Genomic DNA, 13637 nt, shown 5'->3' on the forward strand with positions numbered 1-13637 from the left:
CGTTCCAGAACTGATATCAAATTTTATCAGATAATGAGATTTTATTGTCAAATAAATTTAATTAGTTATAATTCACATCGACTCGCGCCTGCCGACGCGCAGGGGGGGGTAATATGGCTCTTTTTAGAGCTTTACGGCGGGGGGACACGAGACCAACGTGAGTGATTGGTGAAAACGATCACGCGTCAGACCCCCTAATCCAGCCAAATTTCCCCACTCTCCGATGTGGTTTGCACTACCGGTGGCTGAACTTGCGTTCATTTCGCATTCTTTGATCTCCGATGCTTTTGAAAGCCGGCCAATTACTTATTCTGATCTGCCCATCCGTTGCTCATCCAGGAAGATTGTCAGAAATTCGCATATTATTGACGTCGTTTCGCAAGTAACGCTCGGATATATGACTATTTCGACTTCAAGCTGATTAGTCTTGTGAGTGAAAAGGGTTGGTAATGAAGGTCTTTTTGACTGTGGCAACGCCTCTGGGTGATCTAGATATTTTGCTCGCACGGATGTCCGTTCCTACACACAAAATGCGAATACTTTCCGCAATTGATTTCAAAGACTGAATGGCTATGAAACGGCAACTTGAACTCTTTCCAAAATTACCGAGCGACAAACAGCTTTTGTCCGACTTTCCCGAGTTAGCTGCAGAGTTTCATCGCACTGAGAACGGCTCGAAGACGCCTGAAGACTTTACCAAGGGAACTTCGAAAAAAGTTTGGTGGCGTTGCCAAAATGGACACGAATGGTCTGCGCCAATATCCAATAGGACAAGACTGGGTAATGGTTGTCCGTATTGCTCGGGTAAGTTGGCAACGGCTGAAAACAACTTGGAAGTCGCAAACCCTTCGCTGTGCAAAGAGTGGAACAACGAAAAAAACAAAAAAAAGCCAAGGGACTATACCCCGCGTAGTTCCGCGAAAGTTTGGTGGCGATGCGAGAAAGGACACGATTGGCAGGCTCCCATCAGTAACAGAAACTCATCGCAAAATACCATTCTTCGCGGCTGTCCTTATTGCACAAACAGAAAAGTATGTGGTGACAATAACTTTGCGTTTTTGCATCCCGAAATGGCGAGAGAGTGGCATCCGGAAAACAAAGAACAACCCGAAAAGGTTCTGGCTACTTCAAACAAGAAAGTTCGTTGGAAATGCTCTGAGGGGCATACTTGGCGCGAAAGCCCAAGCAACAGGGCTATGCGGGTATATGGATGCCCTGAGTGTTCCAAGGAAATTCGCGGTGACTCTTATCGAAAGGCTACTGAGCATCAGAATCTCCAAACGGAGAACCCGACCGTTTGTAAAGAATGGCATCACGACAAGAATGAGAAACCGCCGAGTTTCTATGTGTCGGGGAGCAATGATGTAGTTTGGTGGCGTTGTCAAAATGGTCATGAGTGGCAAGCAGCAATTTATTCTCGAACCAATCCAAACGACGGAGTTGGTACGGGTTGTTCATTTTGTTCGGGCAGACGAGCCAGTGCCGAGCGAAACCTCGCGACCAACCATCCAGACGTTGCCGCCGAGTGGCATCCTACAAAGAACAAACTTAACCCAACAGACGTAACGCCTAAATCAAACAAGGTGGTCTGGTGGCGCTGTGAGAATGGTCACGAATGGAAGACAGATATTGCCACGAGGACAATGCAAGGAACTGTCTGTCCGAAGTGCAGCAACCGCATCCAGTACTCGAAAAACGAAATTCGAATTCTGACAGAGTTACATGCATTAGTAGGCGACGTTGAATGGCGTCATAAAATCGACGGTGTCGAAGTTGATGTCTACCTACCCAGTTTATCAGTTGCGATAGAGTACGATGGTGATTACTGGCACCGCGACAAGGAGGAAAAAGACAAGAAGAAGCAGACGATTATTCAGGCTCGCGGCATAAAACTGTTCAGAGTAAGGGAAGCGCCACTGCCTGCATTGTCAGATGAAGATATTATCGTTCCTGGCGGTTCGCTCCTTAGCAAGGAAACTATGAACGAATTGGTTTTGCGTGTTGGACTAGAGAAGATAGCAGAAGATCGCTACCTCTCGCATTCTGACTTTTTGAACGATGACTTGTATCGCAAGTATCTAGACTTATTCCCGTCGCCACTCCCTGAGAAATCGTTGGCGAGCCTGAATCCAACGCTTGCCGCAGAATGGCATCCAAAACGAAACAGACCTCTCACTCCATCGAACTTCACCGCACGTTCTGGTCATAAAGTATGGTGGCAGTGCGATAAGGGTCACGAATGGGAGGCGTCAATAGGGATGAGAGACTACTACAACGCGAAATGCCCTTGCTGTAGTGGAAGGAAAGCAACTCCGGAAAACTGTATGGCGGTGACCCGCCCCGATATGGCCGCGGTTTGGCACCCAAAGAGAAATGGTGAAGCTACGCCAGAAAATACAAAGGCTGGCTCAGGGATAAAACGCTGGTGGCTATGCTCGCAAAACCCTGACCACGAATGGCAGCAAACACCCGACAAATTGCAACACCATCTCCCGGACAACTTCTGCCCACATTGTCGTGAAGAGCGAAATCCGCCGTTGGCGTCCACCCACCCCGAAATCGCTCGGATGTGGCATCCAACCAAAAACGGCAAAGTTACTCCTGATGACGTCAAAAGCGGCTCTTCCACATATCGCTGGTGGGTATGTCCAGAAAATCAACGCCACGAATGGGAGAATTCGCCAAGCAATTTAGCAAACCCGAACCGAAAACTCGGCTACTGCCCATTTTGTACCGGACGTCGTGTGTTCAAAGGGTAGGAAGTGTAAATTAAACGCAAGGCTTCTTTTGCACTCGGCATCGCGCTTTGGGTGAACGCTGAAGAAATTGGCGTTCTGATTTTGAAAGCGGGCGAACCCGTGATCCAGACTGCGATTTGGTCTGCGGCTGAAGGCGTTCTGGATACTGTTTACGAAACCCTGTGGCGGCATCGGATCGACCTTGTGCGGCAGATGCTTCGGCACGAAGCCAACCCGCAAAAAATTGACCGTCTGTTTTTCTCACAACGTCTTTCCCACCATCATCCGTGCATTGAATTAGTAAGACCTTAACATAGCAAAGTCAGCAGGGTTTATTCCCATACTATTGCCTCCCTGCTGACCCAGCCCGCCACGATACCCCGCAACGGTCGTGGCGGGCTTTAAAAAAGCCCCGCATACTACCGATCCCTATAGCGTTCACTCAATCTTGGTCATCCCACTCGGTTTCGAACTTGTTACCTTTGGATACGTTCTCAAAAGCAGATATTACCCGCAGGTTCCAAGGTACGTGTAGACCTGAAATATTCTCGCCTTGAAGCGGAACGATGTGGTCAACGTGATGCTGCTCTCCAGTTTCGTATTCTAAATTTGTTCGCATCGCATAAGCGAGACGCATTTCAGCTCTCTGCTCTTTGGTTAGCCAGTTCGGCGTTCGATCCATTTTCGCGGCGCGACGTACCGCGTTCTCAGCGGCACGGATTTCGGGATTTGCTTTTTTATACGCGCGCATTCTGGCGTTGTTTTTTTCCCGATCACGCTCCGCTCTTGCGGCAATTCGGTCAGGATGTCTTTTGCGATACGCCTGTTGGCGTTCTGCCGCCCACTCGGGATTGGCTTTATGATAAGCTGCCGAGCGTTCAATGTGCTTGCGAGTGTATTCGGGACAAACGCCATACTTTTCTCTGTATGACACCACGGAGCGTTCTAACGCCTTTTCCCGACATTTTTCAGGGTTACGCCAATAGTAAGCCTTAGCGTTTTTTCTACCAAGTTCTTTGCCACGTTCGCTTGTGTCATATTTGTGCGAGATTTCTTTTCTGCGATGTGGGTTGTCTTTGTTCCAATTCGTCGCCTTGCTAATCCTGCACGGTTTGCAAACGCGGCCATCTGGCAGACCAGTTTTCTTAGCTAAGTACCAATGCTCAGCGTTCGCGGGCTTATCCTCTCCGCACACTTTACAAGTCTTCGTCTTATCCATCGTCAAGTCGCTCGTTAAACCGTTTTCTAAACTCAGCACCCCACTAGCTGCGAAATAGGAAATTGGCTCGGTCTACGCTTGTGATTTTCTGCCAACTGCGACGCCAAAGTTCGATTTGATGGCGCACAAAAAAAGTCCCGCGCAATGGCGGGACTTAGTCAGGGAATTTGGAGTGTAAAACGTCGAATAACTTAGGTGATACGCGCCAACATCATCATTGGATCAACACCGAAACGGCCGCAAAGGATTGAACGTCACAAGCCAAGACTGCCATTTCAGCGGGCTGTGCGTCAGGACCGCTTTGATAAATTGTATACCTTCAATCGAGAAGCGACTTCAGCAACGGTCGGCGCTGATATTTTGTCTGAATTTCCGCATATGTCGTTCTTTCGGATAGGCAGGTGGTAGGTAGTTGCTGATTAGGACAACAAGGCTCCAAGAACCGCACCGATTATGACCGAGACAATAGCAACGCAGGCTGACCAATACGTTGTGCGTTGTGCTATTTTCTCTTGTTGTTCCGCTGCGCGTCGATCCAATTCCATTTGTGATAAAGCAGCCGCTTCAAGGATTGCGCCGTGATTGGGTTGGAGTTTTGCCTTCGTAGTCTCAACACGCAGCTTGAAGTCAGATTTAGCCGCAAGTATCTTTTTGGTCTCGTTCTCATCCTTAACCACAACGTCATCGCCATCATTGAATATTTGGTAGCGACCATCTTTCATAACATCCCCATTCACATTCTCTAATCGTCACATTTTACGTCGTAGTAAACCACCAAAGGCGGATATAAATCCGATTCAATGTTACCGTAAACGCCAACAACTTTGTCTTCTTCCCGAGACAATACTTTGTATCTGGGTGCATCTGAGTAGTCCCAGCACGAAAACGGAGGTGGGCTGTGCCAGCATTGGTAATCGCGCTGCACGGGTTTTCCAGTTTCAACGCCGCGGCCCTGATGAACCGCCCAACCATCGCCAAATATGAACGTTTCTTTCTGACCTGAACTAGTAAAATAAGTGCAAGTTACTTCTTGATCAGACGCATATGCAGCGGTCACAACCAAAAATATGACCCCCGCTATTGTCCGTTTCATCAATCAAACCTTTCCCATAACTAGCCCCAATCGATTTACACCAAGATAAGTCCGCGTTATGCCAGAAATGAAATCTTCGGCAAACGTGTAAGTAGTCTCAGCGTTCTCAGTATCCTTACAAACCACAGGAAATGCGTTAGTAGGTATGACCAACAATGCAGTTATACCGATGCAGTAAGATAGCAGTGTTTTTAATTTTCCGCTGCTCCAATAGTCAGCAGGCCAATACCTCGAAAGTAGGGAAAAGTTACGCTCTTCGTTTGTGATAATTTGCAAACTTTTATTGGCTGGGGGGCAGGTTTGGCCAACTTTCCGCAAATTCTTTGATAGCGTTCAACACAGCGGTGTTTGCATTCTCGTTGTTGAGATAATCAGCTGATGCGCCGGCACCGACACGGGCAATGTAGTACTTATCTATTTCCTCGAAATGTAGAGGAGTGTTCACAGAGGCTGAGTATGAGCCAAAGCAAATGCCATTATCCCTACGCTTTCCAGTAAGCCAAATTACGATTTCAGCTTCATTTAGGTCAGTTATTTCGTTCATTTCACGGTCAACAGGGAACCCAGCCAACTCAAATTGGTCTTCAGCGTATCTTTTAGCTTCTTTGATATTTGTCCAGCACCCGTCCGAAGCCTCGTCGATGATTTTGACAAAAGCCCGTTTGAAAACGTCAGGTGTTAGTTGTTTCTCTTGGGCCAATGATGGCGTAGAAACAGCCGTCATAGCAATGCTAACTCCCGCCAAAAGCAACGACTTCATTGTATCACCACTCATTATTTCATACCGACGTGAATGTATCGTTTTGCGATTGCTCTCAAAACCCCGTTACATATCGGGCAACCAGAAAAAATTGCTTGTCGCGACGGGCCAAAGGTATGTGAAATTTCGCCAAACCGATTGATGGATCGTTGGCTCGCAAGCATATCTTGAGCGTTCATATGTGTTTCTTTCGGTGGTAGTTGGGTTCATCATCGCGGGCTGAAGTAGGAGTATTTGGGCTGGAACGCAACGGTGTGCATTTTTACGTTCTGCACATCTGCGTTTGTGCGTAGACCACGCCAAACCGCTTTTCGGGTCAGCGACATAGACGCCAATGAAGGCCACACAGACCAACTCACCAGCTTCGTATGCGTCCCTCGCGTGTTCTTCGAGCATAAGGCCGACGTGCTGAAGCTGCGTGCAAAAATGAACAAAGAGCTGAATCAGATCGAATACGAACAAACACCCGCATCAACAATGGCCGCTGATGAACCCCAACCCGTCAAGATGGGTCGGCCTCGCAAATCTGATTGTGAGAAATGGCGCACACGTCTGATGCGCGTTCTGGCCGATGCACACGACGAAGTAGCCGTTTACATCGAAGTCAACGGCAACAATATCGAAATCCTATTCTGATGGCCCGCCCTGCACACACTGCACACTGACTGCACGTAATTGCCCATAACTATTTGATTACTATAGTTATTCTGCCCCATCCATCATAGGAGCGACCGAAAGGCGAAAATCACCATAATTATTTATAATATCTGAATTTTCGTCTTTTCTGTTCATTTTAACAACTGCCTGTTTACAGCCGATCGTTGTCTGCTCTGGTCTATTGGTACAACAAATGCCGCATCGCAACACCAAAAGCTGCAACTTGGCGGACCATCCGTAAGCGAGAACGCGGGATCAGCGTTTGTTTCTATTAAGTAAAATGTCCTACAGATCAAAGTCCATTGATGTCATTCCCAGCGTCATGCTGGCACTGCCTTCCCGTTTGAAATGCACGGGACGCCGCCACAACTTGCGGCATTGTTGAACCTTGGATCATTGTTGTCTCTTCAACACCATACCTGGTTCAAAGAGACCGTGGGCAAGTATGACGGCTCGGCGTCGACAAAAAAGCTCAACAAACTGATTAAGCCGAACGCCAAATAAGCACCAATCGTCCTAAGCAGGCAAGGCGATTGGTGCAATGCGGTTGTCAGTCTGAACCGAAACCCATCATTCATATGGGTTCGGCGGCGGTAGACCTTTAGCTTTTGCATCCTTACTGGACATAACATGCTTTTCAGCTCTTTCTGCCAAATTAACATCCACTTGGCGTAAGATGTCCCAGAACTCCTGACCATCTTTTGGGGTTTTATGATCCACAATATCGATGGTGTCAGGGGACCAAAGTTGAACCAGGCGCGTTAACTGGATTAACGACATGGTTCCGTTATTTGTTTTCACTTCGGAGTATTGGCAGCCCCCTACTCCGCCACGGCCAGCTGAGATCAAACCAAGTTCGTCCTTGGGCAACAAAGCATATGACGAACTGTCCATTCCAAGTCGCCCCAAAGGAGAGCTAGCACCAAGTGCAGGTCGCCACGGGACACCAGCATCACCACCGTCTCCACCGACTGATGTTCCGGATCCGGTCACGAAAGCATTACCGCCTTTGCCTCCGTAACCGCTGCCACCACTTCGACCTCCGTTCCTTCCAACAGCGGTACCGTCTCGTCCGACGGAAGCGTTCCCGCCGTCTCCACCACCGCCTAATGTTCCTCGCGGGGGTCTTCTCCCGTGTTTCAAATACAGGGCCAAAGCAGAAATAATTACCATAGCCACCGCAGCAACACCGGCCATCCAATCAGGTATATCCATAAAATCACTCAACTTTTGATCAATCAATGATCAAACTATCGTAGCCCAACGCCGCTGTGGCAAGAAACTATTTTAGATTGTTTATACGATTGAAGTTAAACCCAAGGGTGCAGGACAATTGTTCCCATGCGTTTCCCCGGAGCCTTTTTACCGCCATATTTTCGGCAAAAAGTCACGACAGAGTTGGAGCCTTAGACAACTCGGTCGCAGTTTCGACGCGGCCATACGGAATTGTTCCCAACGATCCTTGTACTGAGCCTACCAATCTCGCGGCTTCCAATTCGACAGGATGCCGATCTGCAAACTAGGTGTGCAAATCGATAGGAATACATAAGCGGCCACTTATTTAGCCTCATATCGCAGCTCTATGGGTTTTTGTGGCCCCATCAATCCTGAAAATTCACTCTGAAACAAGCCTACAAAAGATGTCGAGCAGTCATAACTGCAAATAAGTTTTGCCAGTCCTGCAATTCCATCTGATCGAATTGGACTTTACCCAGCGATTGGACGCAATTCAGGTCAAACATGGGAAGATTTCGAATTTTTTACGGCGAAAGTGATCCGCAGCAAGTAATCTCGGGAAATCTTGTTACTCCATTCGTCCTGACGGATAAACATATTCTGAAAATCAAAGTTTATCTTCATACCTGCAACCTGTGATTGAAAAAATTTAGTTATCACGATCTGGCCACGCCGGTATGCGTCTTGGGAAGTAAACTCTAACTGGGTCCAAAAATGATAAATTCCTTTTTGTGCAATTTCTTTAGCGCCGTTGTAATGGCGAAAGCAGTTGCATTTGCTACTTTTGTATGCCTGGCGCCCGCATCCGCAAATGTTAAAATGGCTTAAATTGAGCCTCCGACCAAATCGGATCTTTCGGGACAGCGACGCCTGAAAACGTTAATTTTGACCACACCAGATACGGGGACTCGCTAGGCTGCCAAAAGGTAATTTGGAGCAGGCCCGCTCTTGCACGGTCTGGGGCTTGCTGTTTTGGATCGTGTTTAAATTTTTTCTCGCGAAGGACGCGACTGGTTGAAACATGCTTGAGCGATCTCAAACGGCGCGAACGAGTCCGGCCAAGAAACACCCACCGTGTTGGCCACCATCTAGTTCATTATGAGGTCACACTGAATCTCGAAGTTTAATTCGTTGGATGTTACGCCGCCAGAAATCCGATTAACGCGTAACAGCCCGGTTGAGGCGGAAACAACAGTGGATATTTTTGCAAAGCCGGCGACCAGGACGGCATCCGGTGTATGGATCGCAATCTGGCAGGACAAGTCTTCTGCGACCAAACGAAGCTGCATCCGAACAATTCCGATCGCAGGTCAGGTCGATCAAAATTCAGATCTTCTGAACGGCAACCTGCGCACCCTTTATCGCTTTGATGCGTAAATTGGCGGCGTTTTCGCCCAAAAACTCGTGAAAGGCGCGCATAACCCCATCTTTCCACCATCCTTTACGGTGGTAGTCATCCAACATGATGACACCCCCAGTCTGCATCTTAGGCAAAATTGCTTTTAGGTCCGCTTTTACACCTTCGTAGGAGTGATCCCCATCTACGTAGGCGAAGCCGATGCTGCCATCTTTGAACTGGTCCATCGCAGGGACAGAAAAATCCCGAATAACAGCAATTTTGCCGCGCGCGATCTCATCCTTATATTTGTTCTTCACAGACTCATAAATACGATCCATGTCCTTCTTGCTGCGTGCGCCAGCCAGCGAAACACCATCTTCGGGGTCTTCCTGAACACCCCAAGGATCGATGAGGAACAACTTGGACGGCCGCAGACCTTCCAGCAAAATCTGCGAAAACTCGCCCTTCCAAACGCCTATCTCGATGCTCAGTTTGCCTTTTGGCATAAGCTCCAACAGTTCGCGTCGAAGACCATCTTTTCGCTCTCGCTGTTTGGCGCGCTTGCCCCGTCGCACGGTCGCGGTTACCGGATTCGCCACGGGCTTGGCTTCCACCTCAGTGTTTTGCAAAACATTAACAAAATCAGCCCAATCCGACCTGGCCCTGAGGTTCTTGGCCTTAGACAAATGCCAAGCGCAAGCATCATCATGTAATTCAGCCAGTCGGGCATCGTTCATGATTTCCGCGCGTATTTTGTGCATTTTTGGCATATGGCCAAGGATAGAACGGTCCTCCACATGGTTGTGGTTCATCATTTTCCAGTATTCCAAACCCTGGTCTTGGCTTATGTGGTTTGTGCGGCCACGATCACGCTTAACCAGAAAGCTATCGGTACTGCGAACTGCATAGTGATGAATACGTGCATAATCGTGGCTGAAGCCACGCCATGCACGCCACTTGACCTGATCAGCAGGAAACAGATTGCCACCGGAGTCGCGCCAAAGAACACCTTGATAAGGAGCGTCGGGATCAATCGCGTGTTTCGCGTCGATCCGGGGGCGATGGGCGCGAAACCTATTGAACTTCCCATTATTTCGGAAAAGCGTTTTAAAGCCTTTCGCCCTTTGATGCGGGTATTTGTCTTCGGGTGCCGCGCGGAAAAAAGTCTCGGGCACCGGGTGATTTACAAAGTCGTTTTGACCGCCTTGACCAAACATGCGCCAGCACATCGAGATCGCATCTGCATCGCCGCTAGCCGCGACAAAACTGCGAATGTCGCCTCCGGGCACGCGAACATTGATATATTCGTCCACGTCCAGACTTAGAATCCAATCCGAAGCAAGATAACTGGAGTGACTTCTGGCCTTTGAAAAAGCAACAGTCTGCGGTTTCTCCTTGGGACCGACCGGATTACGTTCGTGATGGGCCCAACCCAATTCCTGCATCCGCTCGGCAATCGCATCAGTTCCATCGTCGCAGTCGTTCGTAAAGATCAGAATATCATCAAAGCCTATCGATCGGTTGTATGCCACCCAATCGATCATGAAAGGCCCTTCATTCTTCATCGTTGTCACGATGAGAAATGTTTCATCCGTCATTCTTTGCTCTCTTGCCTGTACCACCCACGGATTATTGATTTTGTGTTTAAATTACAGCTTGGTTTTTGTCCAATCTGGATGGTGGTTGGCGGAATTAGCGCAGTGATCCGAATTGGCCCATGCCCCCGACCTTGCTTAAGATCGCTCGTGGTTGGTTACCCAGCTGCTCCTCGGTTGGCTGGGATCACCTCGTAACCCGGCTCTTCTGGTTCATCGTCTTCCATCTCGGCGGGAAAACCGGGTGCTCGGATGTCCAATCCAGTCGCTTCCTCCAGTCGTCGTATGATATTGGGTGATAATTCCCTGTCGCCGTAACGCGCTATTCCGTCTTCGAAAATTTTTATCATCAGCGGGTTTATCTCAAGCGGAACGCCCGCGCGATCGGCAACGTCCTGAAACAGGCCAATGTCTTTTTTGACCAAATCCATCGTGAACGAGATATCACGCGAACCGTTCAAAATGACCTGACTTTCGGTTTCATGAACAAAAGATGTGCCCGACGAAATCTTGATTGCCTCATAGGTCGTGTTCAGGTCCATCCCAGCAGCTTTCGCAGTAACCAATGCCTCGGCGCATGTTATCAGGTTCGCCGTAGCGAGGTAGTTGGTAAGAACTTTCAATACAGAGGCCGACCCCAGCTCTCCAGTGTGCAGCACACGTCTACCCATTGTCGTTAGGAAGGGCAAAATCAGATCGAAAGTACCTCGGTCGCAACCTGCAAAGATAGAAATGTTACCCGTGGCTGCTCGGTGGCATCCGCCAGAAACCGGACAGTCGACGGCAGATCCTCCTCGGTCGATAACCAGGGCCCCAAGCCGTTTGACCTCGGCCTCGTCGGTTGTGGACATCTCCATCCAAATTTTACCGTTTCCGACCTCAGGCAACATTATTTGCATTACCGCGTCTGATGCTGCAGGTGACGGCAAGCAAGTAATCACTGCGTCGCAATCACGCATCATCTGTGCCGGATCTTTTGCAGCCTTGGCTCCTTTGGCAACGAAGTCGCTGACAAGATCCGAATTCAGGTCATGCACGGTCAGATCGATGCCGTTGCGCAGCAGCGACCCCGAGAGTTTTCCGCCCACATTTCCAAGACCGATGAAACCAACTTTCATAAAGCGTCACTCCATGCTCGCACTCTTGCGGACATGCCAGCACGAGACAGTGGCGCACGTCGTGCCGCCCACCGACGCTGGCAGGTCGTTTTTAACCCCCCAATGCAATCCAGTGAAGCGACTCGCTTGACAAGGCGCCTGCAGGTGCCGCATGTCCGATCCGTTGGTGTCTGCAACAGCAGATGAAAAGGGAATGCGTCAGCGGGTTAAACCGTCAAACGCAGCCGCCCCCGCGACCGTGACCGGAGAGGGTGCCCAATGCCACTGGCCCGAATGGCCGGGAAGGCGGGACACCTGCCAGAGGCCTCCTCTGACATCCGTAAGCCGGGAGACCTGCCAGCGCCCGAAATCCAGACCGGACGGGGTGTTCCGGTGTCGGGACCATTGCGAACAGCGTGGCCCGCATGAGACCCCGTCCCCCACGTACCGCAGAAGGGGGATGAGAGAAGTGACAGAAACCGCACCAGTCGAACTGCTGGTTTGCACGACTTGTCGGCGCGGGCTTCCCATCGAGGATGACACCCAACGCCCCGGAACAGTGCTCCATCGGGCTTTAAAGCAGGCCGACTTGCCTTCTGGCGTAACACTAAAGGCGGTCGAGTGCCTTTCAAATTGTAATCAGGGGTGTTCCATCGTCCTGCGTGGTGGACCGACACGTTGGACCTTTGTCTATGAGAACCTGAACGAAATTGATCATATTGAGACGATTGTCGATGGCGCCACCAAGTACCTCGCCACAGGTGACGGCTTGGTCAAATGGCGTGAACGTCCTGAACATTTCCGCAAAAACTGTGCGGCCCGCATTCCACCGATTGGAGCCTGACGAATGAGCAACCTAGAAAAACTTCCCGTTACTGTGATCACTGGCTTTTTGGGTTCAGGCAAGACCACACTGGTCCGCCATCTGATGCAGAACCCTCAGGGTAAGCGTCTGGCTGTTGTGGTGAACGAGTTTGGCGATGTGGGTGTCGACGGTGACATTCTGAAATCATGCGCCATTCCGGATTGTCCAGCCGAAAACATTATGGAACTGGCCAATGGCTGTATTTGCTGCACTGTGGCCGATGACTTCATCCCGACTATCGAAGCGCTGATGGCGCTCGAGCCGCGCCCCGATCATATCCTGATTGAAACCTCTGGGCTGGCATTGCCCAAGCCATTGCTAAAGGCGTTTGACTGGCCGGATATCCGGTCAAAAATTACCGTTGACGGGGTAATTGCATTGGCGGATGCCGAAGCAGTTGCTGCAGGTCGGTTTGCGCCAAATGTCGAAGCCGTGGATGCCCAGCGCATGGCAGACGACTCGATTGACCATGAAACGCCACTGTCCGAGGTGTTTGAGGATCAGATTTCGTGCGCCGACATTATCCTGCTAACCAAACCTGATCTGGCCGGTCCCGAAGGCGTAGCCAAGGCGCGCGCGATCATCGCAGCCGAAGCCCCGCGCTCCCTGCCTGTTGTCGAGGTTGCCGAAGGTGCAGTAGATGTGCGCGTGGTCCTTGGTCTCGAAGCCGCAGCCGAAGATGATATGGATGCCCGTCCATCGCATCATGACGGTCACGATGATCACGAACACGATGATTTTGAAAGCATTATCGTCGATCTTCCTGAACAGAGCGATCCAGTAGATCTGGTCGCAAGGATAGAACATCTGGCCAATGAGTTGAATATCCTTCGCGTCAAAGGTTATGCGGCCGTCACCGGCAAACCTATGCGTTTGTTGGTTCAGGCAGTCGGATCGCGCGTGCGTCACCAATTTGACCGCCCGTGGAAACCTGACGAAGATCGCCGATCCCGTTTGGTGGTTATCGGAGAACATGACGACATCAAGGAAGCAGAAATTCGCAACATTCTTGTAGGTGTTGCCGAGCCAGCCGAGTAA

Annotated in this window: 13 protein-coding genes and 1 riboswitch; of the genes, 5 read left to right on the forward strand and 8 right to left on the reverse strand. The window is 49.9% G+C overall.

Annotated elements, in window-relative coordinates:
* Nucleotides 1-572: 572 nt before the first annotated feature.
* Both GOV45_RS00760 and GOV45_RS00765 read left to right on the forward strand, forming a co-directional pair.
* The gene (locus GOV45_RS00760; protein WP_170472913.1) at nt 573-2759 is read left to right on the forward strand and encodes a zinc-ribbon domain-containing protein; all 2187 of its coding nucleotides are present in this window, start codon (nt 573-575) and stop codon (nt 2757-2759) included.
* Between the two features lie 51 nt (nt 2760-2810).
* The gene (locus GOV45_RS00765; protein ID WP_170472915.1) at nt 2811-3050 is read left to right on the forward strand and encodes a hypothetical protein; all 240 of its coding nucleotides are present in this window, start codon (nt 2811-2813) and stop codon (nt 3048-3050) included.
* 130 nt (nt 3051-3180) lie between these two features.
* Here GOV45_RS00765 and GOV45_RS00770 read toward each other — a convergent pair whose 3' ends face one another.
* The 4 genes from GOV45_RS00770 to GOV45_RS00785 all read right to left on the reverse strand — a co-directional run bounded on the left by GOV45_RS00770 (nt 3181) and on the right by GOV45_RS00785 (nt 5825).
* Entirely contained in the window at nt 3181-3675 is a 495-nt protein-coding gene (locus tag GOV45_RS00770; protein ID WP_170472918.1) for a hypothetical protein, read from the reverse strand.
* A 701-nt stretch (nt 3676-4376) separates the two neighbouring features.
* Nucleotides 4377-4679, reverse strand: coding sequence for a hypothetical protein (locus tag GOV45_RS00775; RefSeq protein ID WP_170472920.1), 303 nt, complete (start codon nt 4677-4679; stop codon nt 4377-4379).
* Between the two features lie 20 nt (nt 4680-4699).
* Entirely contained in the window at nt 4700-5050 is a 351-nt protein-coding gene (locus GOV45_RS00780) for a hypothetical protein (RefSeq protein WP_170472922.1), read from the reverse strand.
* A 280-nt stretch (nt 5051-5330) separates the two neighbouring features.
* Complete coding sequence (locus GOV45_RS00785) at nt 5331-5825, reverse strand: hypothetical protein (RefSeq protein WP_170472925.1); 495 nt, start codon at nt 5823-5825, stop codon at nt 5331-5333.
* A gap of 270 nt (nt 5826-6095) precedes the next feature.
* Here GOV45_RS00785 and GOV45_RS00790 point away from each other — a divergent pair, with 270 nt between their 5' ends.
* On the forward strand, nt 6096-6446 hold the full coding sequence (locus tag GOV45_RS00790; RefSeq protein WP_170472928.1) for a hypothetical protein: 351 nt from the start codon (nt 6096-6098) through the stop codon (nt 6444-6446).
* Nucleotides 6447-7037: 591 nt separating this feature from the next.
* On the opposite strand, the gene GOV45_RS00795 is transcribed toward GOV45_RS00790, so the two are convergent.
* The 4 genes from GOV45_RS00795 to GOV45_RS00815 form a co-directional block, all read right to left on the reverse strand.
* The gene (locus tag GOV45_RS00795; protein ID WP_170472931.1) at nt 7038-7709 is read right to left on the reverse strand and encodes a hypothetical protein; all 672 of its coding nucleotides are present in this window, start codon (nt 7707-7709) and stop codon (nt 7038-7040) included.
* Nucleotides 7710-8791: 1082 nt separating this feature from the next.
* On the reverse strand, nt 8792-8992 hold the full coding sequence (locus GOV45_RS00800) for a hypothetical protein (RefSeq protein ID WP_170472934.1): 201 nt from the start codon (nt 8990-8992) through the stop codon (nt 8792-8794).
* A gap of 37 nt (nt 8993-9029) precedes the next feature.
* Entirely contained in the window at nt 9030-10640 is a 1611-nt protein-coding gene (locus GOV45_RS23195) for a glycosyltransferase family 2 protein (protein WP_254447874.1), read from the reverse strand.
* Nucleotides 10641-10795: 155 nt separating this feature from the next.
* A complete protein-coding gene (locus GOV45_RS00815; protein ID WP_170472936.1) occupies nt 10796-11755 on the reverse strand; it encodes an NAD(P)-dependent oxidoreductase in 960 nt (319 codons plus the stop codon).
* Between the two features lie 147 nt (nt 11756-11902).
* Nucleotides 11903-12110, forward strand: a riboswitch (cobalamin riboswitch).
* A gap of 84 nt (nt 12111-12194) precedes the next feature.
* Here GOV45_RS00815 and GOV45_RS00820 point away from each other — a divergent pair.
* Both GOV45_RS00820 and cobW read left to right on the forward strand, forming a co-directional pair.
* Nucleotides 12195-12578, forward strand: coding sequence for a DUF1636 family protein (locus tag GOV45_RS00820; protein ID WP_170472939.1), 384 nt, complete (start codon nt 12195-12197; stop codon nt 12576-12578).
* A 3-nt stretch (nt 12579-12581) separates the two neighbouring features.
* A complete protein-coding gene (gene cobW, locus GOV45_RS00825) occupies nt 12582-13637 on the forward strand; it encodes a cobalamin biosynthesis protein CobW (protein ID WP_170472942.1) in 1056 nt (351 codons plus the stop codon).

Origin of the sequence: Ruegeria arenilitoris (assembly GCF_013035425.1) — a bacterium.
GTDB classification, from domain to species: domain Bacteria; phylum Pseudomonadota; class Alphaproteobacteria; order Rhodobacterales; family Rhodobacteraceae; genus Ruegeria; species Ruegeria arenilitoris_A.

Excerpts from the sequence above, each read along its gene's own strand:
- GOV45_RS00775 (WP_170472920.1), bottom strand. The coding sequence starts at position 4,679 with ATGAAAGATGGTCGCTACCAAATATTCAATGATGGCGATGACGTTGTG.
- GOV45_RS00815 (WP_170472936.1), bottom strand. The coding sequence starts at position 11,755 with ATGAAAGTTGGTTTCATCGGTCTTGGAAATGTGGGCGGAAAACTCTCG.
- GOV45_RS00780 (WP_170472922.1), bottom strand. The coding sequence starts at position 5,050 with ATGAAACGGACAATAGCGGGGGTCATATTTTTGGTTGTGACCGCTGCA.
- cobW (WP_170472942.1), top strand. The coding sequence starts at position 12,582 with ATGAGCAACCTAGAAAAACTTCCCGTTACTGTGATCACTGGCTTTTTG.
- GOV45_RS23195 (WP_254447874.1), bottom strand. The coding sequence starts at position 10,640 with ATGACGGATGAAACATTTCTCATCGTGACAACGATGAAGAATGAAGGG.
- GOV45_RS00785 (WP_170472925.1), bottom strand. The coding sequence starts at position 5,825 with ATGAGTGGTGATACAATGAAGTCGTTGCTTTTGGCGGGAGTTAGCATT.
- GOV45_RS00800 (WP_170472934.1), bottom strand. The coding sequence starts at position 8,992 with ATGCAGCTTCGTTTGGTCGCAGAAGACTTGTCCTGCCAGATTGCGATC.
- GOV45_RS00820 (WP_170472939.1), top strand. The coding sequence starts at position 12,195 with ATGAGAGAAGTGACAGAAACCGCACCAGTCGAACTGCTGGTTTGCACG.
- GOV45_RS00760 (WP_170472913.1), top strand. The coding sequence starts at position 573 with ATGAAACGGCAACTTGAACTCTTTCCAAAATTACCGAGCGACAAACAG.